The sequence below is a fragment of the Kitasatospora sp. NPDC090308 genome, assembly GCF_044769485.1.
Taxonomy (GTDB): Bacteria; Actinomycetota; Actinomycetes; order Streptomycetales; family Streptomycetaceae; genus Kitasatospora; species Kitasatospora fiedleri.
The window spans coordinates 378,775-399,401 of record NZ_JBIVXY010000003.1 but is presented as its reverse complement, the minus strand read 5'-3'; the positions used below and the strand labels follow the sequence as shown (position 1 = coordinate 399,401).

18 protein-coding genes are annotated in these 20,627 nt (G+C 76.7%); 5 read left to right on the top strand and 13 right to left on the bottom strand.

The annotated features are described in order from the left end of the window. The first annotated feature begins 154 nt into the window (after nucleotides 1–154). Nucleotides 155–904, top strand: coding sequence for a MerR family transcriptional regulator (locus ACIQVD_RS09315; RefSeq protein ID WP_400678968.1), 750 nt, complete (start codon nucleotides 155–157; stop codon nucleotides 902–904). 103 nt (nucleotides 905–1,007) lie between these two features. Beyond that, nucleotides 1,008–1,808, top strand: coding sequence for an inositol monophosphatase family protein (locus ACIQVD_RS09310; RefSeq protein ID WP_400679907.1), 801 nt, complete (start codon nucleotides 1,008–1,010; stop codon nucleotides 1,806–1,808). A 437-nt stretch (nucleotides 1,809–2,245) separates the two neighbouring features. Here the strand turns inward: ACIQVD_RS09310 and ACIQVD_RS09305 are convergent, their stop codons facing one another. Together ACIQVD_RS09305 and ACIQVD_RS09300 are read right to left on the bottom strand one after the other, a co-directional pair. Beyond that, entirely contained in the window at nucleotides 2,246–3,760 is a 1,515-nt protein-coding gene (locus ACIQVD_RS09305) for a pyridoxal phosphate-dependent decarboxylase family protein (RefSeq protein ID WP_402287294.1), read from the bottom strand. A gap of 67 nt (nucleotides 3,761–3,827) precedes the next feature. Further along, nucleotides 3,828–5,198 (bottom strand): diaminobutyrate--2-oxoglutarate transaminase family protein, encoded by a 1,371-nt coding sequence (locus ACIQVD_RS09300; RefSeq protein WP_400678965.1) that lies wholly within the window; start codon nucleotides 5,196–5,198, stop codon nucleotides 3,828–3,830. A gap of 228 nt (nucleotides 5,199–5,426) precedes the next feature. On the opposite strand from ACIQVD_RS09300, the gene ACIQVD_RS09295 reads away from it, so the two are divergent. Then, nucleotides 5,427–6,050, top strand: a complete 624-nt coding sequence (locus tag ACIQVD_RS09295) for a class I SAM-dependent methyltransferase (protein ID WP_400678964.1) — start codon at nucleotides 5,427–5,429, stop codon at nucleotides 6,048–6,050. Between the two features lie 53 nt (nucleotides 6,051–6,103). Here ACIQVD_RS09295 and ACIQVD_RS09290 read toward each other — a convergent pair whose 3' ends face one another. Both ACIQVD_RS09290 and ACIQVD_RS09285 read right to left on the bottom strand, forming a co-directional pair. After that, nucleotides 6,104–6,808 carry a response regulator gene (locus tag ACIQVD_RS09290; RefSeq protein ID WP_400678963.1) on the bottom strand — a complete coding sequence of 235 codons (705 nt, stop codon included), beginning with the start codon at nucleotides 6,806–6,808 and terminating at the stop codon, nucleotides 6,104–6,106. After that, nucleotides 6,805–8,487 carry an ATP-binding protein gene (locus ACIQVD_RS09285; RefSeq protein WP_402287291.1) on the bottom strand — a complete coding sequence of 561 codons (1,683 nt, stop codon included), beginning with the start codon at nucleotides 8,485–8,487 and terminating at the stop codon, nucleotides 6,805–6,807. The genes ACIQVD_RS09290 and ACIQVD_RS09285 overlap by 4 nt, the downstream gene beginning before the upstream one ends. A gap of 232 nt (nucleotides 8,488–8,719) precedes the next feature. Between ACIQVD_RS09285 and ACIQVD_RS09280 the strand changes: the two genes are divergently transcribed. After that, nucleotides 8,720–10,099, top strand: coding sequence for a cation:dicarboxylate symporter family transporter (locus tag ACIQVD_RS09280; RefSeq protein WP_402287289.1), 1,380 nt, complete (start codon nucleotides 8,720–8,722; stop codon nucleotides 10,097–10,099). A gap of 60 nt (nucleotides 10,100–10,159) precedes the next feature. Here the strand turns inward: ACIQVD_RS09280 and ACIQVD_RS09275 are convergent, their stop codons facing one another. After that, nucleotides 10,160–11,128, bottom strand: coding sequence for a hypothetical protein (locus ACIQVD_RS09275; RefSeq protein ID WP_402287287.1), 969 nt, complete (start codon nucleotides 11,126–11,128; stop codon nucleotides 10,160–10,162). A 102-nt stretch (nucleotides 11,129–11,230) separates the two neighbouring features. Continuing rightward, nucleotides 11,231–11,515: a helix-turn-helix transcriptional regulator gene (locus tag ACIQVD_RS09270; protein WP_400678959.1), complete on the bottom strand. Its 285-nt coding sequence runs from the start codon at nucleotides 11,513–11,515 to the stop codon at nucleotides 11,231–11,233. Between the two features lie 362 nt (nucleotides 11,516–11,877). Here ACIQVD_RS09270 and ACIQVD_RS09265 point away from each other — a divergent pair, with 362 nt between their 5' ends. Further along, nucleotides 11,878–13,059 (top strand): GDSL-type esterase/lipase family protein, encoded by a 1,182-nt coding sequence (locus ACIQVD_RS09265; protein WP_402287285.1) that lies wholly within the window; start codon nucleotides 11,878–11,880, stop codon nucleotides 13,057–13,059. Nucleotides 13,060–13,138: 79 nt separating this feature from the next. On the opposite strand, the gene ACIQVD_RS09260 is transcribed toward ACIQVD_RS09265, so the two are convergent. The 7 genes from ACIQVD_RS09260 to ACIQVD_RS09230 form a co-directional block, all read right to left on the bottom strand. Beyond that, nucleotides 13,139–13,999: an alpha/beta fold hydrolase gene (locus tag ACIQVD_RS09260; RefSeq protein ID WP_402287282.1), complete on the bottom strand. Its 861-nt coding sequence runs from the start codon at nucleotides 13,997–13,999 to the stop codon at nucleotides 13,139–13,141. Between the two features lie 191 nt (nucleotides 14,000–14,190). After that, nucleotides 14,191–15,378 (bottom strand): MFS transporter, encoded by a 1,188-nt coding sequence (locus ACIQVD_RS09255; RefSeq protein ID WP_402287280.1) that lies wholly within the window; start codon nucleotides 15,376–15,378, stop codon nucleotides 14,191–14,193. 228 nt (nucleotides 15,379–15,606) lie between these two features. After that, nucleotides 15,607–16,200, bottom strand: coding sequence for a GTP-binding protein (locus ACIQVD_RS09250; RefSeq protein ID WP_402287277.1), 594 nt, complete (start codon nucleotides 16,198–16,200; stop codon nucleotides 15,607–15,609). Further along, nucleotides 16,181–16,606 (bottom strand): DUF742 domain-containing protein, encoded by a 426-nt coding sequence (locus ACIQVD_RS09245; RefSeq protein WP_402287275.1) that lies wholly within the window; start codon nucleotides 16,604–16,606, stop codon nucleotides 16,181–16,183. Before ACIQVD_RS09245 ends, ACIQVD_RS09250 begins: the two co-directional genes overlap by 20 nt. A gap of 175 nt (nucleotides 16,607–16,781) precedes the next feature. Then, a complete protein-coding gene (locus tag ACIQVD_RS09240) occupies nucleotides 16,782–17,180 on the bottom strand; it encodes a roadblock/LC7 domain-containing protein (protein WP_402287273.1) in 399 nt (132 codons plus the stop codon). Further along, nucleotides 17,177–19,690 (bottom strand): nitrate- and nitrite sensing domain-containing protein, encoded by a 2,514-nt coding sequence (locus tag ACIQVD_RS09235; protein ID WP_402287271.1) that lies wholly within the window; start codon nucleotides 19,688–19,690, stop codon nucleotides 17,177–17,179. The genes ACIQVD_RS09240 and ACIQVD_RS09235 overlap by 4 nt, the downstream gene beginning before the upstream one ends. Nucleotides 19,691–19,824: 134 nt before the next feature. Beyond that, nucleotides 19,825–20,607, bottom strand: coding sequence for an MHYT domain-containing protein (locus ACIQVD_RS09230; RefSeq protein ID WP_402287269.1), 783 nt, complete (start codon nucleotides 20,605–20,607; stop codon nucleotides 19,825–19,827). Nucleotides 20,608–20,627: the final 20 nt, after the last annotated feature.

Genomic DNA, 20,627 nt, shown 5'->3' with positions numbered 1-20,627 from the left:
GCGGTCCCGGGGGTGGTGCGCGTGCTTCGGGTGGGCCCGCCGACGCTGCCAGTAATCACTGGCGCGTTTGGCAGAGTAGCCCTTGTTGACACCGAGTGGAATAGCGCGGGACGCGACTGTTTCCGCGCCGCCCGACGGCCCTATGCTGACCGGCGTGGCGGAGACCGAACAGGACCACGAGCGCCCCCGCGCCTACCGCGTCGCCGAACTGGCCGAGGCGGCCGGCGTCAGCGTGCGCACCGTCCGCTTCTACCGCGAGCGCCGCCTGCTCCAGCCGCCCCGCAAGGAGGGCCGGATCGCCTGGTACGGCGAGGAGCACCTGGCCCGGCTGCGCCTGATCGCCGAACTCCTCGACCGCGGACACGCCCTGGGCGGCATCGCCGAACTGATCGGCGCCGGCGAGGACGGCCGGGACGTCGCCGAACTGATCGGGCTCCAGGCCGCGCTGGTCGCCCCCTGGTCCGACGAGACGCCGGTCCACCTCGACTGGGACGAGCTGCGCGCCGCGTTCGGCGACCAGCTCACCGAGGCCAACACCGCCGAGTCCATCGCCCAGGGCTACATCACCGTCCACCCCGACGGCATCACCCACGTCAGCCGCCGCCTGATGGACGCCACCGTCGCCCTGGTCGACGAGGGCGTGCCGCTGGCCGCCGTCCTGGACGTCAGCCGCCGGGCCAGCGAGTACGCGGACGCGATGGCCGACATCTTCGTCGCCCTGATCCGCGACCGGCTGCTCGGCGCGCTCACCCGGGTCCAGGACCTCACGCCCGCCGAGGCGGCCCGGCTCACCGAGCAGATCCAGCGCGTCCGCCCGCTCGCCCGGGCCGTCAACGACGCCCAGTTCGCGCTCGCCATGGACCGCCGGGTGCGCGCCGAGTACGACTGCCTCACCGAGGACTGAACCGCGCCCGGCCGCCGACGCCCGCCCCACCCGCCACCTGCGCACCGTCCGTACCGCCCCGGCGTGGGAGAGTGGGGTCGGTGAAGGGAGCACGGGCGTGTTGATGGAGAAGGTCACCGAGATCCTCGTCGAGGCATCGGCGGAGGCGGTCGAACCGAGGTTCCGGGCGCTGACCGACGGCGAGGTGATGGAGAAGGCCCCCGGCGAGATCGTCACCGTCGCCGACCGGGAGGCCGAACGGATCATCGCCCGCCGCCTGCGCGAACTGCTCCCCGTCCCGGTCGTCGGCGAGGAGGCCGTCGCCGCCGACCCCGACCTCGCCCGCGCCCTGTCCACCGAACCCGCCGCCTGGCTGGTCGACCCGGTCGACGGCACCCGCAACTTCGTCGCCGGACGGCCCACGTACGCGGTGATGGCCTCCCTGGTCCGCCAGGGCGAGACCGTCGCCTCCTGGATCTGGCAGCCCTGCACCCGCACCGCGTACACCGCCGAACTCGGCTCCGGCGCCTGGCGCGACGACCGGCGGCTCACCCTCCCCAAGGCCACCACCGCCCCCGAGAAGTGGACCGGCATCCTCAAGACCCGCTACTTCGCCCCGCCCACCGGCCACCGCCTGCTCGCCAACACACTCGCCCTCGGCCCCCTCGACCCCGGCCGCGGCGCCGCCGGCATCGAGTACCCCCTGATCGCCACCGGCGCCCACGACTTCGTCCTCTACTGGCGCACCCTCCCCTGGGACCACGCCCCCGGCTCCCTCCTCGTCACCGAAGCGGGCGGCCGCAGCGCCCGCTTCGACGGCACCCCCTACCGCCCCGAACCCCCCGGCGGCACCAACGGCCTCCTCGTCGCCACCGACCCGGACCAGTGGGAGACCCTCCGCGAGATCCTCCTGAAAGGGCTCTGACCGAACCCACCGCCGCGCGGGCGGGACGGCCCCCGCGCCTTGAGGTGCGTCCGGAGACAGCCGGGGCCTGTCGCGCGAACCGGCCGAGACCACGGGACGACCGCCTCCCGCGGCTCGGGGACGAAGCAGCCGTGGTCCTGCCATGGTTGCGGATCGTCCAGCACGATGTGCCCGAGCCCGCCGGCGGGCGGGAGACCGTTCCACCAGGCGATCGAGCATGTCGTCGGCGACGGTGCGGACCGGCCGAGTGAGCCGCTCCACCGCATGTGGTCGCTGCGCGACAAGGTGGTGCCGGTCGCCTCGGAGGACCTCCATGGTGCGGCGACCGACCTCGCCGACGCTCTCGGTACCGCGTACTGGCATGGCCGCTGCTGGCGCGTGGTCGGCCGGACAGCCGTCCGGTGGCGTGGCCGGAAGGATTCGTCCCGGCCGGAGGGCTAGTCGTGGATCTTGGTGCCGGCGTCGACCACCGCGTGCAGGAGGGCGGTCAGGTCGGCTTCAGTGGTGTGGGGGTTGAGCAGGGTCAGTTTGAGGCGGATTCGGCCCGGGCCGTGGCCGGGGGTTTCGGTGCGGCCGATCACGGCTCGGCCGGTGCGGAGGAGGTCGCGGCGGAGTTGGGCGTTGATCCGGTCGCTGTCCGCCGGGTCGGGGGGGAGGTAGCGGAAGACCACGGTGGTCAGGACCGGGTCGCAGTGGAGTTCCAACTCGGGTGTGGCGCGGATGAGTTCGGCTGCCCGTAGGGCGCTCCGGTGGCAGCGGTCGACCAGGGCGCCGAGTCCTTCCCGGCCGAGGGCGCGGAGGGTGACGGCGAGTTTGAAGGCGTCGGGGCGGCGGGTGGTGCGCAGGGACTGGCCGAGCAGGCTGGGGTAGCCGGCTTCCTCGTCGTCGGCGGGGTTGAGGTAGACCGCGCGGCGGGCGAGCGAGGCGTAGGTGCGGGCCTCGCGGGCCAGGAAGACGCCGGCGGCGGCGGGTTGCCAGCCGAGTTTGTGCCAGTCGAGGGAGACCGAATCGGCCCGGTCGATGCCGTCGAGGAGGGGCGCGAGGCGTTCGGAGAAGAGGGCGCCGCCGCCGTAGGCCGCGTCGACGTGCAGCCAGGTGCCGTGGCGGGCGGCGAGGTCGGCGATGGCGGGGAGCGGGTCGATCGCGCCGGTGTCGGTGGTGCCGGCGGTGGCGACCACCGCGAGGGGGGTGGCGCCCTCCCGGCCCGCTTCGGCGAAGGCGTCGGCCAACGCGCCCGGGTCCATCCGCAGTTGGCGGTCGACCCGGACGGTGCGGACGGCGCGTTCGCCGAGGCCGAGCAGGGCGGCGGCGCGCTGGACGGAGAAGTGCGCGGCTTCGGAGGCCAGGATGCGGGGGCGGACCCCGGCCGGCAGACCGTTCAACTCGACGTCGGGTCCGAGGCGTTGGTCGCGGGCCAGCATCAGGCCCATCAGGTTGGACTCGGTACCGCCGGTGGTCAGCACCCCAGCCGCCCGGTCGGGGTGGAAGCCGACCGACGCGGCGAGTTCGGCGAGCAGTTCGCTCTCCAGCGCGGTCGCGGCGGGGGCCTGGTCCCAGGAGTCCTGGGACGGGTTGAGCGCGCTGACGGCGAGGTCCGCGGCGACCGCGACGGCCAGCGGCGGGCAGTGCAGGTGCGCGGCGCACCCGGGGTCGGCCGGGTCGGCGGCGCCGTAGGCCAGCAGGTGCGCCAACTCGCCCAGCGCGGACGGCCCCCGGGCCCCGGCCAGCGCCTCCCGGACGGCCGCCGCGACCTCCTCCGGCGCCCCGGGGGCGATCGGCCCGCCGCGCCGCGCCGCGCCGGCCGCGAGCCCAGCCAGCACCTCGTCGATCAGCGGCCGCAGGGCCGCCGGCCCGGCGGTTCCGCCGGAGAGTTCGGCGCGCCCGTCGGAGAGTTCGGTCGTCCTGCCGGAGAATTCGGCGTGCTCGCCGGAGAGTTCGGTCGTCCCGCTCATGCCCCGCCCGCCAACCTTCCCATCCGATGCTGCACATGACGTTCCGTCACGTCCGGTGTCCTGGATATCACTTGTCGCCCGGCTGCCGCATCGCGGACTCGATCGCCTCGCAGAGCCGTTCGAGGACGGCCTCGGCCTGCTCGTCGGTGATGGTGAGCGGGGGCAGCAGCCGCAGGACGGCGTCGTGGCGGCCGCCGAGTTCGACGATCAGGCCGCGGGCGAGGCAGGCTTCGCGGACCCGGACGGCGAGGCGCGGGTCGGCGGGGTGGGCGCCGCAGCTGTCGGGGGTGCCCGCGGGGTCGACGAGTTCGACGCCGAGCATCAGGCCGCGGCCGCGGACGTCGCCGATCACCGGGAGGCGGTCGCGGGCGCCGTCGAGGCGGGCGGCGATCCGGGCGCCGACGGTCTCGGCCCGGGCGACCAGGCCGTTGGCGGCCACGTACCGGAGGGTGGCGGCGCCGGCCGCCATCGCCAGGGTGTTGCCGCGGAAGGTGCCGGTGTGGGCGCCGGGCTGCCAGCCGTCGTACTCGTCGCGGTAGACCACGACGGCGAGCGGGAGGCTGCCGCCGATGGCCTTGGAGAGCACCATCGCGTCGGGTTCGATGCCGCTGTGCTCGACGGCCCACATCCGTCCGGTGCGGCCGACGCCGGTCTGCACCTCGTCCAGGATCAGCGGGATGCCGCGTTCGGCGGTGATCCGGCGCATCTCGCGCAGCCAGGCATCGGGGGCGGGGACGACGCCGCCCTCGCCCTGGACGGCTTCCAGGATCATCGCGGCGGGCGGCAGCACGCCCCCGGCCGGGTCGTCCAGCAGGCGCTCGGTGTAGGCGGCGGCGAGTTCGGCGCCGCGTTCGCCGCCGACGCCGAACGGGCAGCGGTAGGCGTAGGGGTAGGGCAGCCGGGTGACCTCGCCGCCGCTGGGCAGCGGGGCCTTGACGGCGGTGTTGCCGGTGACGGCGAGGGCGCCGGCGGTCATGCCGTGGTAGGCGCCGGTGAAGGCGAGGGCGCCGCGCCGGCCGGTGGCGGTCTGCATCAGCTTGAGGGCGGCCTCGACGGCGTCGGTGCCGGCCGGGCCGCAGAAGTGCACCCGGGACCGGGCGGCGAACTTCTCCGGGAGGCTCTCCAGCAGGGCGGTGGTGAAGTCGTCCTTCTCGGCGGTGGCGAGGTCGAGCAGGTGCAGGGGGGCGCCGCTGTCCAGGGTGCGGCGGATCGCGTCGAGCACCACCGGGTGGTTGTGGCCGAGCGCGAGGGTGCCGGCGCCGGAGAGGCAGTCGAGGTAGCGGCGTCCGTCGGCGCCCTCCACCGTCATGCCGTTCGCGCGCACCGGGACGATCGGGAAGGACCGGGCGTAGGTGCGGGCGGCCGATTCGCGGATGCGCTGGCGGCGCAGGATCGCGTCGCCGGCCGGTGCGGCGGGGGTGCCGACGGTGAGGGTCACAGCAGGAGCTCCCTTGGGAAGTTAGGTAAGCCTAACTTTATCTCCGAGGGGTCGGCGCTCGCCGCCGCCGGGCCCTTTGATCACCCGTCCGGGTGAGCGCGACAGCCCGGCTCCCCCGATCGGGCACCGCTGGACACCCCGACGGACCCCCCGCCCCTCCAACGAGCCGGAGCGCCCCGGGTCACGGCCGCCGCCCGGCCGCTCCCCCGCCCAAGTACCCTCCCGTCCATGGACACTTCGCCGCCCCCGCCGTCCGCCGCCCACACCCGCGAACTGGCCGGGACCCGCGCCTTCTTCGCCGAACGCGCCGCCCGCTGGGACAGCACGTACCCCGACGACAGCCCGCGCTACGCCGCCGCGATCGCCGACACCGGCCTGGCCCCGGGGCAGTTCGCGGTGGACGCGGGCTGCGGCACCGGACGCGCCCTCCCGCTGCTGCGGGCCGCCGTCGGCCCGGACGGCACCGTCCTGGGCGTCGACCTGACGCCCGAGATGCTCGACCGGGCCCGCGCCCACCGCGCGGACGCCGCCCTGCTGCTGGCCGACTGCACCCGGCTGCCGCTGCCCGACGCGGTCGCCGACCTGGTGTTCGGCGCGGGGCTGATCTCCCACCTGCCCGGCCCCGCCGCCGGCCTGCGCGAACTCGCCCGGGTCACCCGCCCCGGCGGCCGGCTCGCGCTCTTCCACCCGCTCGGCCGGGCCGCGCTGGCCGCCCGCAAGGGCCGCCCGCTCACCCCCGACGACCTGCGCGCCCGCGAGCACCTCTTCCCGCTGCTCGCCGCCAACGGCTGGGCCCCGCTCTCCTACGTCGACGAGCCGACCCGCTACCTGGTCCTCGCCGAGCGCGCCTGAACCACCCGGCGGCCCGGCCACCCGGCGGCCAGCGCGGCCCGGTCCGGGACGCCTCAGCCGCCGCTCCAGCGGTAGCCCAGCTCGGGGCGGCCGACCTGGCCGTAGCGGGGCTCGCGGGTGGCGCGGCCGGTGGCGACCAGGTGTTCGAGGTAGCGGCGGGCGGTGATCCGGGAGACGCCGGTGGCCTCGCCCGCGGCCCCGGCCGAGAGGCCGTCGGGGGCGGCGCGCAGCGCGGCGGCGACGGTGTCGAGGGTGTCGGCGGACAGGCCCTTGGGGAGGCTGCTGCGGTCGCTGCCGCGCAGCAGGGCCAGCGCCCGGTCCACCTCGTCCTGGCCGAGCGCCCGGCCGGGCCGGTCGAGGTTGGCCCGGTAGCGGGCGTACTGGCGCAGGCGGTCGCCCAGGGCGGCGGCGCCGAAGGGCTTCAGCAGGTACTGGACGACGCCCGCGCTGACGGCCTGCCGGACCATGGCGAGGTCGCGGGCGGAGGTGACGGCGATGACGTCCGCGCCGTGGCCCGCGGCGCGCAGCGCGGCGCACAGTTGCAGGCCGTGGCCGTCGGGCAGGTAGAGGTCGAGCAGGACCAGGTCGACGGGGGCGCCGGCGGTGCGGGCCCGCTCCAGGGCGCGGACCGCCTCGGCCCGGGAGTGGGCGACGGCGGCGACCGCGAAGCCGGGGGTGCGGGCGGTGTAGCGGGCGTGGGCGTCGGCGGCGACCGGGTCGTCCTCGACCACCAGGACGCGGATCGGCTGTCCGGTCACCGGGCCTCCACCGCCTCGCGCCGGGCCGGGAGGTGCAGCGGGAGCCGGACGGTGAGCACGGCGCCGCGCTCCCCGTGCCCGCCGGGACCACCACCGGGTACGCCGCCGGATTCGCCCTCGGGTCGGCCGCCGAGCCGGACGTCGCCGCCGTTGCGGCGGGCGGTCTGGGCGACCAGCGCGAGGCCCAGGCCGCGGCCGTGCTGCTTGGTGGTCCAGCCGCGCCGGAAGACGTCCTCGGCGGCGGCGGGGTCGACGCCGGGGCCGCTGTCGGCGACCCGCAGCAGCAGGTGGCCGTGGTCGGTGCGGGCGGTGACGCGGACTTCGGGGGCGGCGTGGGCGGCGTTCTCGACGGCGGCGTCCATGGCGTTGTCGATCAGGTTGCCGAGCAGGGTGACCAGGTCGCGCGGGGTGAGCCGGTCGGGCAGCACGCCGTCGTCGATCCGGCTGTCCTCGGTGAGGTGCAGGTCGATGCCGCGTTCGGCGGCCTGGGCGGCCTTGCCCAGCAGCAGGGCGGCGAGCACGGGTTCGCCGACGGCGCCGACGACCTGGTCGGTGAGCCGCTGGGCGAGGGCGAGTTCGGCGGTGGCGAACTCCACCGCCTCGCGGTGGCGGCCGAGTTCGATCAGCGAGACCACGGCGTGCAGCCGGTTGGCGGCCTCGTGGGCCTGCGCGTCGAGGGCCGCGGCGATGCCCCGGACGTTGTCCAACTCGCCGGTGAGCCCCTGGAGTTCGGTGTGGTCGCGGAGGGTGACCACGGTGCCGAGGCCGGGCCCGACCGGGGAGGTGTTGAGCAGCACGACGTGCTCGGCGGTCAGGTGCACCTCGCCCCGGACCGGTTCGGCGCTCTCCAGCGCGCGGGTGAGCGACTCCGGCAGGTCGAGCTGACGCACCGTCAAACCGTCTACTGAATCGGCAGGTTGGAGGAGTTCGCGGGCGGCGTCGTTGCACAGCAGGACGCGGTGGTCGCGGTCGAGCAGCAGCAGTCCCTCGCGGACGGAGTGCAGCGTCGCCTGGTGGTAGTCGTACAGGTGGGCGAGCTGTTCGGCGTCCATGCCGTGGGTGTGCCGGCGCAGCCGGGCGGCGAGCAGGTAGCTGGCGGCGGCGCCGAGGGCGAGCGCGGCGGCGGCGACGCCGGTCAGGGCGAGCAGCGGGGTGCGCAGCCGGGCGGTGATGTTGTCGACGGTGATGCCCGCGCTGACCAGGGCGACCACCCGGTGCCGCTGGTCGAGGACGGGGGTGACGACCCGGACGGACGGGCCGAGGGTGCCGGTGTACGTCTCGTGCTGGGTGCGGCCGGCCCGGGCCCGGTCGGTGTGGCCGAGGAAGGGCAGGCCGATCCGGCCGGGGTCGGGGTGGGTCCAGCGGATGCCGTCCGGGTCCATGACGGTGATGAAGTCGACGCCGGTGTCGGCCCGGACCTGCTCGGCGTAGGGCTGTAGGACGGTGCTGTGGTCGGGCCGGACGGCGGCCTCCCGGACGGTGGGGGTGTCGGCGACCGCGAGGGCGACGGCGGTGGCCTGCCGGAGGGCGGCGTCCTCGGCGCGCTGGGCGGTGAACAGGTAGGCCAGGACGGCGCCGCCCGCGACCACGGCCGCGACGATCACGACCTGGACGGCGAGCAGCCGGGCGGCCAGGCTGCGCCGGCGGCGGGACGGCGGCGGGCTGCTGGTCGGGTGCATGCCGACCAGTGTGCACGCCGGGGCCGGTGCGCCGAAGGCCGTTCGCGGACGGCGGGGGCGGCAGTGGCGGCGACGGTGGCGGTGGCGGTGGCGGCCGCAAGGGCGTGAACAGTATGAACGCAAGCGTGCTCCGGTCGCGGCCCGGCCGGATAGTCGTGCGCGGCCCGCCACCCACGGGCCGGGCGCCCTCCCCCGGGGCGTGAACCGAGCCTACGGCGAAGGAGCCGCGAGCATGGAGCCGACCCAGCACGGAGCACCGTCCGGCGCGAGAAGGGCCGACCGCACCCCCTACCTGTACCTGGCGGTGATCGCCGCGGTGGTCGCGGGCGTGGTGGTCGGGTTGGCGGCGCCGGGGTTCGCGGTGGAGTTGAAGCCGGTCGGCACCGGCTTCGTCAACCTGATCAAGATGATGATCTCCCCGGTGATCTTCTGCACGATCGTGCTGGGCGTGGGCTCGGTGACCAAGGCGGCGAAGGTCGGCCGGGTCGGCGGTCTGGCGCTCGGGTACTTCCTGCTGACCTCGACGGTCGCGCTGGGCATCGGCCTGCTGGTGGGCAACCTGCTGGAGCCGGGCAGCGGCCTGCACCTGACGGCGGCGCTGGCCGATTCGGGCCACGCGCAGGCCGCGGCGGGCGCGGAGTCCACCACCGACTTCCTGCTCGGGATCATCCCGACCACCCTGGTCTCGGCGCTGACCGCGGGCCAGGTGCTGCAGACCCTGCTGGTGGCGCTGCTGGTCGGGTTCGCGCTGCAGGCGCTGGGCGCGGCCGGGGCGCCGGTGCTGCGCGGGGTGGAGCACCTGCAGAAGCTGGTGTTCAAGGTGATGTCGATGATCATGTGGGTGGCGCCGGTCGGCGCGTTCGGCGCGATGGCGGCGGTGGTCGGGGCGACCGGCACCGCCGCGCTGAAGAGCCTCGCGGTGATCATGATGGGCTTCTACGCCACCTGCGTGCTGTTCGTGGTCGTGGTGCTGGGCCTGCTGCTGCGGCTGGCCGCCGGGGTGAACGTGTTCGCCCTGCTGCGCTACCTCGGCCGGGAGTTCCTGCTGATCCTGTCGACGTCCTCCTCGGAGAGCGCGCTGCCGCGGCTGATCGCCAAGATGGAGCACCTCGGGGTGAGCCGCCCGGTGGTCGGCATCACGGTGCCCACCGGCTACAGCTTCAACCTGGACGGCACCGCCATCTACCTCACCATGGCGTCGATCTTCGTCTCGGAGGCGATGGACAGGCCGATGTCGCTGGGCGAGCAGCTCTCCCTGCTGCTGTTCATGGTGCTCGCCTCCAAGGGCGCGGCGGGCGTGACCGGTGCGGGCCTGGCCACGCTGGCCGGCGGCCTGCAGTCGCACAAGCCGGAACTCGTCGACGGCGTCGGCCTGATCGTCGGCATCGACCGCTTCATGTCCGAGGCCCGGGCGCTCACCAACTTCGCGGGCAACGCGGTCGCCACCGTCCTGATCGGCCACTGGACGGGCGAACTCGACCGCATCCGGCTGACCGCCGTCCTCTCCGGCGCGCTCCCCTACGACGAGACCGCCACCGCCGTCCCCGCGCCCGCCGACCTGCCCGCGCAGTCGCCGGCCCCCTCCGCGCAGCAGCCCGTCACCGGCTCCTGAGCCGGAGCACGGAAGGGCCCTGAGACCCGGTCAGGCCCGGTCAGGCACGGACAGGCGCGGTCAGGCCGGGTCGGGGGTGGTGCCGGAGAGGGCCCAGGCGAGGCCGGTGGCGGGGTCCTCCAGGGCGAGGTGGAGGTGGCGGAGGTCGTCGGCGGGCTCGGTCCAGGCGAGGCAGTGCAGGCGGGCGACCAGGGCCTCGGCGCGGGGGCGGGAGGGGGCGGTGGCGCCGTCCATCGCGGTGAGGAGCCGCCAGACGGCGAGGCGGCCCTGGGCGGTGCCGCGGTCGGGGCGGGCGGAGGCGAGGTGGACCAGAGCGGGGTAGAGGGCGGCGAACGGGAGCCGACCGCCGGTGACCTCGGGGCCGCCGGCGAGTTGGGCGGCTGCGTCGGCGGCGCGGCCCCGGACGCAGACGGCGGTGGTCCAGCCGGCCAGGGCGGCGAGCGCCTCGGTGGCCGCGAGGCCGGTCAACCGGGCGCCGGGGTTGGGGAGTTCGAGGACAGCGAGCCCTTCCCGGGTGGGCGGGGCCAGGTGCAGGGCGCGCCGGGCCCCGCCGCCGGGCAGGTACTCGCGGACCCGGGTGTCGCGCTCCCAGCCGCCCTCCTCCCAGGGCTGGAGCCGGTACGGGACCCCGGTCTCGTCCGGGGTGTCGTCGCCGGGGTCCTCGCCGAGCAGGGCGCGGGTGTGCGCGGCCAGGCGGCGGATCGCGGGCGGCAGCGGGAGGGCGTCCAGGACGGGCCGGGGGTGGCGGGTGGCCAGCACCTCCCAGAGCGGTCCGGCGTCGTGGTCGGCGGCGGTCGCGGGGGCGCCGGGCCCGCCGTCGGGGTCGAACAGCCGGGCGGCGAGGGCGGCGGGCGCGCCGTACGCGACCAGGTGGCCGAGCGGCCCGGAGAGCGGGTCGCCGAGCGCCCGGGCCAGCCGGAAGCGCTCCAGCAGCTCGTCCCAGCGGCCCTGGTCGGCGAGCCGCCGCCCGGACGGGCCCCACCCGTAGCGCTCCGGCCGCGCGGGCCCCGGCCCGTTCTCCACGATCATCCGCTCAATGTACGACCGTACCGGCGCGATCGACCGGCACCCCGCCGGTGACGGAGTGTCACGGAACGCCGGGCCCGCCCGGCCGGTAGGGCTGCGCGCCCATCAGGCCGTGCCGGTACGCGACGGCCACCGCCTGCGAGCGGTCGCGCGCGCGCCGAGCTTGCCCAGGACCCGCTTGACGTGCGTGTTCACGGTGGACTCGGCGAGGTGCAGCAGCGCGGCGATCTCCCCGTCGGGGTGCCCCTCGGCGGCCGGCCGCAGCACCTCGCGCTCGCGGACGGTGAGCGCCGCCGGCGGGCCCGGGTCGACCGGCGGCCTGCTCCCCGCCCCGCACGGCCTCCACCCGCCCGTCGCGCCGCTCGGCTTCACCGTCCTCGCCCTGCCCACCCTGGCCACCACCGCCCTCGGCCTGCACCACGCCCGCCACCGCCGCCTCGCCGCCTCGCCGCCCACCGGGCCCGGATGCTCCGCTCCTGCGCCCTGGTGTTCACCGCCGTCACCTTCCGCCGCTGGCTCCTCCGGCTCACCCCGACCCCCTCCCGGCCGCCGCCGTCCACGCCTCCGGTGCCCGGGTCTCCTGGCTGCTCAACCCGGCCGTCGCCGAGAAGCCGGTGCGCGGCCCGCGCCCGGCGGCACTGAGCACGGCGGTTCGGGGGCAGTAGGTTCGGTGAGGAGCCCGCCGGCCCCGGCCGGTCCGGCCGGGCGGTCGAGCGGGCCGGACGGGTCGAGCGGGCCGGAGCCGAGGAGCGATGACAGTGGTGGCCATCCGGGAGTATCCGCTGGTGGACGGGCCGGTGGAGGTGCGCGGCGCGCTGGACCTGGAGCGGACGCCGGCGGGGGTGATGCCGCGCCGGCTGCCCGCCTGGACCAAGGAGCAGTACCAGGACCGGTCGGTCTACGGCGGCACCCTGCTGCCCTCGGGGGTGCGGCTGGTGTTCCGCACCGACGCGCGGGTGCTGGAGTTCGAGGTGCTCACCTCCACGGGGCAGCTCGACGGCGCCCCCGAGCCGCAGCCGCCCGGGATGCTGGAACTGACGGTGGACGGCGCCCTGGTCGACCGCCGCCGGGCGCCGCTGGGCCACGTGCTGCGGATGGCGGGCCCCGGGGCCGAGCAGCGGCTGGTGCCGGGGAAGCCGGGGACGGTGCGCTTCGCCGGGCTGCCGGCCGGGATGAAGCGGATCGAACTCTGGCTGCCGCAGCAGACCCCCACCGAGCTGGTGGCGCTCCGCGCCGACGGCGAGGTCCTGGCCCCGCTGCCCGACGGCCGGCCCCGCTGGGTGCACCACGGCAGCTCGATCAGCCACTGCCCCGGCGCCGACGGGCCCACCGGCACCTGGCCGGTGGTGGCGGCCAGGCTCGGGGGCGTGGAGGTGACCAACCTCAGCCAGCCGGGCAACGACCTGCTGGACCCCTACGTCGCCCGGACGATCCGCGACCTGCCCGCCGACCTGATCAGCCTCAAGACGGGCATCAACATCGTGGGCCTGGCCGCCTTCCGGCTGCGGACCTTCGGCCCGGCGGTGCACGGCTTCCTGGACACGATCCGGGACGGGCACCCGGACACCCCGCTGCTGGTGGTCTCCCCGGTGAGCTGCCCCGCCCTCGACACCCGCCCCGGCCCGACCTCGGTGGGCCCGGACGGGAGGATCACCGCCCTGGGCGACCCGGCCGAGCTGGAGCGCGGGGCGCTCTCGCTCCAGGTGGTCCGCGACGAGCTGGCCAGGATCGTGGCCCTCCGGCAGGCGCACGACCCCCACCTGCACCACCTCGACGGACGGGAGCTGCTCGGCCCGGCCGACACCGACGACCTCCCCGACGGACTGCACCCCTCCCCCGCCGCCTACCGCCGCATGGGCGAGCGCTTCGCCGCCCACGCCTTCGCCCCCGGCGGCCCGTTCCACTCCCCCGCGCGCACCGGGCCGACCGGCTGAACCGACCGACTGAACCAGCCGACTGAGCCGACCGACTGAGCCGACCGGCTGAACCGGCCGACCGAACCGGCCGTCGGGCTCAGTCGGTCGGGGCCCGGCGGTCGAGGGCGAGCATGGCCGCGGCGACCTCGGCGGCGGCCGTGGCGGGGAGCGCGGTGGCGGCCCCGTCGAGGACGAGGAGGCGGGCGCCGGGGATCTCGCGGGCGAGCGCTTCGCCGTTGCCGAGCGGGAAGAAGCGGTCGCGGCGGCCGTGGACGACCAGGGCGGGCAGGGACAGGACGGGAAGGCGTTCGCGCCAGCGGGGGGTGCAGTCGAGGCGGGCGAAGACCGTGCCCAGGTGGTTGGCCAGTTGGACGGGGGCCGTGGTGGCGGAGGCGCGGTCCCAGATCCGGGCGGCGGTGGTCCGTGCGGCGGCGGGGTCGTCGCCCAGGATCTCCGCACCGGCCGCGGCGAACCGGGCGACGGCCGCGCGGTCGGTCCAGTCGGGCATCGAACCGGCGAACAGCCGCGCCATGGTGGGCCCGTCGTGGTCGGGCAGGTCCGGGTCGGGCGGGCCGGGGGCGACCGGGCGGGTGCCGACCAGGGTGAGGGCCGCGAACGCGTCCGGGTGGTCCAGGGCGGCGACCTGCGCGACCATCCCGCCGACCCCGATGCCCGCGAGGTGGGCGCGGCCCCCGCCGAGCGCGCCCGCCAGGGCCGCCGCGTCGGCGGCCAGGGTGCGCAGGGTGTAGGCGGGCGCCTCCGGGTCCGCCGTCGCCGACTCCCCGCTGTCGCGCAGGTCGTAGCGCACCACCCGGCGCCCGCCGGCCGCGAGGCGCTCGCACAGCGCGTCGGGCCAGGAGAGCATCGTCGGCCCGCCCGCGAGCAGCAGGAGCGGCGCGTCGCGGGCGCCGAAGGACTCGATCCCCAGGACGGTTCCGTTGACCTCGACGGTGCTCATCGGGCCACCCGGCGGACGTGGCGGGTCGGGCCCGGTGTCCCGGCGCTCCGGAGCGGTCCGGGGCCGAGGTGGGGACCGGTGGTGGTGGCGGTGGTCATGGTGCGAGTCATACCAGGTGGGACGGGGCCCGCCGCCGGAACTCGTCGTCGCGGCGGGAGGGAGTTTCGGCGGGGGCCCGTGGCGTCCGGCGGCTACGCCCTCCGGCGCAGCGCGAGGGCGGCCAGCGGCGGGGTGGCGGCGAGCAGCAGGCAGCTGGACAGCGGGAGGTGGGCGAGCAGCGCGCCGGTGAGCGCGGTGGCGGTGGAACTCCCGGCGTTGAAGGAGGAGTTGACCCAGGCCCCGGCCCGGGTGCGTTCGGCGGGGGCGGCGAGTTCGTCGGTGAGGAGGTAGGCGGTGGTGAGGGTCGGGGCGACGGCGAGGCCGGCCAGCGCGGCGACGGCGGCCAGGGCCGGGAGGGTGGGCGCGAGGGCGGCGAGGGCGAGGGCGGCGGCGAGGGCCGCGGTCAGCACGGTGAGCCGGGTGGCGGCCGGGGCGCGCCAGTCGACCGCGCCGAGCACCAGCCCGCCGGTAGCGCTGCCGGCGGCCAGCGCCGCCTCCACCCAGGCGACGTCCGCGGCGCTGCCGTGGCGCCCGGCGAAGACCACCGCCAGCAGCGAGAACGCCGCCAGGCCCGCACCGGCGCCCGCCGCGGCGGACAGCGGCTGCCGGGCCCGGGCCGGCAGGTGCCGGGTGCCGGAGCGCGCGGTGGCCGCCGCGCCCCGGACCGGCACCGGGACGGCCACCGGGACGGGCACCTGGACGGCCACCGCCGCCAGGGTCAGCGTGCCGCCCAGGACGAGGGCGGCGCTGAGCAGCACCCCGGCGGCCGGGCGGGCCGCGGCGGCGAGCAGCCCGGCCAGCAACGGGCCGGTGACGTAAAGGAGTTCCTCGGCGACGGTGTCCAGGCTGTAGGCCCGGCGCCGCAGTTCGGGATCGGCGGCCAGCACGCTCCACTGGGCCCGGGTGACCGGCCCGAGCGGCGGGGCGAGGACGCCCGCGGCGGCGGCGAGGCCCAGCAGCGCCGGGTAGGGGACGCCGGGGCGCCAGGTCGCGGCGGCCAGCGCGAGCAGGGCGGCGGCGTACCCGGCGGCCATCGGCGGCAGGGCCCGGCGCGGCCCGTACCGGTCGACCAGTCCGGCGCGGGTCGGGAAGAGCAGGACGCTGACCGCCGAGAACAGGGCCGTCAGCCAGCCGGCCCGGGCGTACGAGCCGGTGGTGGCGGCGGTGGCGAGCAGCAGGGAGAGCGGCAGGGTGCCGTAGGAGAGGCGGCCGAGCAGGGCGGCCGGGAGGAGCCGGGCGGCGCCGGGGGCGCGCAGCACGGCCAGGTAGGACGCGGACATGGCGGAGTGGTTCCTCAGCGGGGACGGCGCACGCGGTGCGCCGGTGGACGGGGACGCCGGAGCGACCGCGACGCCGGGTGCGGCGTGCGGTCGCGGTGCGGTCCCTAGTCACGGGTGGGGAACATGCCGGTCATGCTAGCGGCGCGGGCCCGCCCCGGCCTCCCCCTTTCCGGTCCGTCCCCGCCGGTCCGTCCCCGCCGGTCCGTCCCCGGTCAGCCGCGGGTCCGGTCAGCCGCGGGTCCGGGCCAGCACCCGGGCCGCGTGCGCCTTCCCGGCGTGTTCGACCAGGCTGATCAGGACGTCCTTGCCGGAGGCCCGTTCGCGGGCGTCGCAGAGCACCACGGGGGTCGCCGGGTCGAGGTCCAGGGCCCGGGAGACGTCCTCGGGGCGGAAGGCGCGGCTGCCCTCGAAGCGGTTGACGGCGACCACGAAGGGGATGCCGCGGTGCTCGAAGAAGTCGACGGCGGGGAAGCAGTCGGTGAGGCGGCGGGTGTCGGCGAGGACGACGGCCCCGAGGGCGCCCCGGGCGAGTTCGTCCCAGAGGAACCAGAAGCGGTCCTGGCCGGGGGTGCCGAACAGGTAGACGGACAGGCCCGCGCGGATGGTGATCCGGCCGAAGTCCATGGCGACCGTGGTGGTGGTCTTGCGCTCGGCGCCGCCGAGGTCGTCGACGTGGGTGCCGGCGGCGGTCAACTGCTCCTCGGTGCGCAGGGGTTTGATCTCGCTGACGGCCCCGACCAGGGTGGTCTTGCCGACGCCGAAGCCGCCCGCGACCAGGATCTTCAGGGCCAGGTCGGTGCTGTCAGAGGGCGCGGAGCCCATGGATGACCTCCTGGAGGACGTGTTCGTGCGGGAGCAGCTCCGGCGGGACGGGGCGGCTGACCCGGATGAGTTCGGCGTCGAGCAGGTCGCCGAGCAGCACCCGGACCACGCCGAGCGGCAGGTCGAGGTCGGCGGCGATCTCGGCGACGGAGAGGGCGTTGCCCCGGCAGACCGCCAGGATGGCGGCCTGCTCGGGGCCGACCGGCAGCACGGTCGGGTCGGGGACGTCGGTGACGACCAGCGCGATCAGGTCGAAGGACCGGCCGGGGCGGGTACGGCCCTTGGTGAGCGCGTAGGGGCGGACCATCGGACCGGCGTCCTCGTCGTACCACTGGACGGGGCGGGCGGGCGGCGGCGGGTAGCCGAACGGGGAGCCGGGCAGGTAGCGCCGGGGCGGGTAGGCCATCGGAGGTCACCCCTTCTGACGGACGGTCGACGTACTACTGGCTACTGGCTACTGGGCGGTGCGGTGCCGGTCCGGCCGGTCCGGGCCCCGTCGCGGAGTGGTGCCCGGTGCGCGCGTTCCCGCCGCACGCACCGGACACCGCTCCGCGACGGGGCGGAGGTCGCCCGATGCGGCACTAGAAGCCGCGCGGGGCGGCGTGCAGGTGTTCGCCGACCCGGCGGACCAGGCGGGCCATCTCGTAGGCGACCAGGCCGAGGTCGGCGTCGGGTTCGGCGAAGACGGCCAGGCAGGAGCCCTGTCCGGCGGCGACGAACAGGTAGCCGCGCTCCAACTCGACCATGGTCTGGCGGACTTCACCCGCGTCGAAGTGCCGTCCGGCGCCCTTGGCCAGGCTGCGGAAGCCGGAGGCGACGGCGGCCAGGTGCTCGGCGTCCTCGCGGCCGAGGCCGGTGGAGTTGCCCATCGGCAGTCCGTCGGCGGAGAGCACGACGGTGAACCTGACCCGGGCGGCCCGGGTGGCCAACTCGTCCAGCAGCCAGTTGAGTTCGCCGCTCTGGTGGGGGGTGCCGATCATCGGGCCCGGTCTCCTCTGTCGAAGTCGTTGCGGTCGGCGGGGTGGTCGGCGGGCCGGCCGGCGGGCCGGTCCGCGGGCGGCTGGGCGTGGCCGCGCTGCCAGCCGCGCTGGAACGCGGCCATCGCGGTGCGGGCCTGCTCGGGGTCACGGTCGGCGGCCCGGTCGGCGGGGCGCAGCCCGGGGCGGGCCGGGGCGGGGGCGTCGCGCAGCTGCGGGGCGAGGCTGGCCTGCCGCACCCGGCGCGGGAGTTCGCCCTCCGGCCCGACGGCGGCGGCCGGAACCACCGGAGCGGGCGGCGCGGACGGCGCGGACCGCGGGCGCGACCCGGCGGGGTTCGGCGCCGGGGCCGGAGCCGGGGCCGGAGCCGGGACCGGGGCGAGCGCCTGGGACAACGTCCGTACCGTCGGCGTGAGTTCGGGAACGGCGGCCAACTCCCGCACGTCCGAGAGGTTGTCACCCTCACGCAGGTCGAGCAGGTCGAGCGGCAGCAGCACGATCGCGGTGGTGCCGCCGTACGCGGAGGGGCGCAGCGAGACCCGGACGCCGTGCCGCTTGGCGAGCCGGCTGACCACGAACAGGCCGAGGCGGTCGCTGTCGAAGAGGTCGACCTGTTCGCTGGCGTCGATCCGCCGGTTGGCGTCGGCGAGTGCTTCGGGGCCCATGCCGAGGCCGCGGTCCTCGATCTCCAGGGCGTAGCCGTTGCCGACCTGTTCGCCGCGGATCTGGACCTTGGTGTGCGGGGGCGAGAACCCGGTGGCGTTCTCGACGAGTTCGGCGACCAGGTGGGTGAGGTCGGCGACGGCGGGGCCGGTGACGGCGGCGGGCGGGAGGCGGTGGACGTCGACCCGGGCGTACTCCTCGACCTCGGCGACGGCGGCCCGGACCACGTCGGTGAGCGGGACGGGCTTGCGCCAGGCCCGGCCGGGGGCGGCGCCGGAGAGGATGATCAGGCCCTCGGCGTGGCGGCGCATCCGGGTGGTGAGGTGGTCGAGCTTGAACAGGTCGTCCAGTTCGGCCGGGTCCTCGGTGCGGCGCTCCATCGCGTCCAGCAGGGTGAGTTGGCGGTGCACCAGGACCTGGCTGCGGCGGGCCAGGTTGACGAACACGCCGGAGACGCCGGAGAGCACCTCGGCGCGTTCGACGGCGGCGGTGACGGCGGCCCGCTGGACGCTGTCGAGGGCCTGGTGGACCTGGCCGATCTCGTCGCCGCCGTGCTCGCGCGGCGGCACCTCGGCGTCCACGTCGACCTCCTCGCCGGAGCGCAGCCTGCGCATGGTGGCGGGCAGGGTGCGCCCGGCGAGTTCGAGCGCCGAGTTGCGCAGGGCGTGCAGCTCGGCGACCAGGCCGCGGCCGACCCGGACCGAGACCAGCAGCGAGGCGAGGACCGCGAGCAGGCCGAGCAGCACGGTGGCGCCGGAGGGGGTGAACAGGCCCAGCGCGTACGGGTCCGCGCGGGCGGCGGCGGTCGCGCCGGCCTGCCGTTCGAGGGCGGCCAGGGCCTGCCCGGTGGTGTCGGTGACGGCGGCCCAGCGGGTGGCGGGGACGGCGGCGAGGGCGGCGTCCGGGTCGGCGGCGGCCAGCAACGCCTCCTCGTAGCGGCGCAGTTCCTGGTACTCGGGGCCGTCGGTGAGGACGGCGAGCGCGGCCCGGTCGGCGGGGCGCAGGTCGGGGACGGCGGTCCGCTCGAACTGGGCGCGGGCGTACGCGGCCTGGACGATCTGCCGGTACCCGGCCTCGGTGAGCCGGCCGGCGCGCTGGGCGGCGCGCAGCAGGGCGTCCTCGCGGGCGAGCTGCTCGCGGGAGCGGGCGAGTTCGAGCAGGACGCGGGCGTCGGCGGCGACCCGGTGGTCCTGGAGCGCGGTGAGCGAGCCGGTGACGGCGAGGGCGTCGTCGACGGCGGCGGTGTAGACGGTGAAGGCGTCGCTCCAGGGGACGTCGCGGTCGAGCAGGCGGGCGCGCAGCGCGGGGAGGGCGGCGACGGCGCGGCCGAGGGTGTCGAGGCGGCCGGCGGCCTCGGGGCCGAGCCCTTCGGCGTCGGCGCGGTTGTAGTCGGGGGCCAGGGTGAGCGGGGCGGCGGCCAGGTCGGTCTGCCGGGCGGTGCCGCGCAGCGCGGCCTCCTGGTCGGGGCCGGGGGCGGCGAGGAACTGTCCGGCGGCGGCGCGTTCGGCCTGGAGGGCGGCGGCGGTGCGGTCGAGGGGGGTGCGCAGGGCGGCGTCGACGCTCTTGATCCGCCGCAGGTCCCGGACGTCGCCGGCGGTGGTGACGGTGGCGAACGCCCACAGCGCCATCACGGACACCACCGGGACCATCAGCACGGCGACGATCCGGGCCCGGACGGTGCGCGGCCGCAGCCCGGGCCGGGCGGGCGCCGGGGCGGTGAGCGGCGTCTCGTCGGCGGGCGGCCCGGCGTGGGCCCCGCGCCGGGGTGCGCCGGGCCGGGTGCGGGCGGGGCCGCGCGGGTGGCTGGGGGCGGGCGGTCCGCTGCGGGAGGTGCCTCGGCTTGCGCGCATGGGTGTGGGACGGCCTTTCGGGCTTCGGGGGGTCGTCGGGGCGGCGGTCGTACGGGCGCGGTCGGGCGCGCGGCTGCGGACGCGCCGCGGGCGTACGGGCGCGGTCGGGTGCGGCGGAAAGGCGGGCGCGGGGGTCAGGCGGCGCGGCCGAGTTCCTCGACGGCGAGTTCGCCGGCCTCGCGGTAGGCGGCGTGCTCCTGCGCGGTCGGGGAGAGCGCGACGAAGGCGGAGGTGAGGAAGAGGAAGGAGCCGAGTCCGACCGCGAGCGGGAAGACGAACTCCAGCGGGGTGGCGCCGCCGAGCCCGGTCCGGGCGGGTTCCAGGTGGACGTGGACGGCGGCCATCCCGGTGTAGTGCATGCAGCTGACGGCGACGCCCATCACCAGCGCGGCGGCCGCCGCCGCGTACGCGTTGCGGATGGTGACGGCGGCCCAGAGCGCGGCGGTGGCGGCGCCGACCGCGATCAGCACGGACAGCGCCACCGTGCCCGCCTGGTAGCGCAGTTCGCCGTGCATCCGGACGGCGGCCATCCCTAGGTAGTGCATCCCGGCGACGCCGACGCCGGTGATGAGGCCGCCGAGCAGCAGGCTGCGGCCCCGGTGGCGGCCGTAGCCGACCACGAACACCCCGAGGCCGACCACGGCGACCGCGACCAGCAGGCTGAGGACGGTCAGCGGGACGTCGTAGCGCAGCGCGGTGCCGTCCACGGTGAAGCCGAACATCGCGACGAAGTGCATCATCCAGATCCCGGAGCCGATCGCGGCGGCGGCGGTGAGCAGCCAGTTCCGCCGGGAGGCGCCGGTGGCGGACAGCGCCCGCAGGGTGCAGCGCAGGCCGAGGGCGGCACCGGCGCAGGCCATCGCGTAGGAGAGCAGCGGCGTGAGCCAGCCGAAACTGAAGTGGTCCATCGATCCCATCGGGTGCCTCCTGCGAGGGA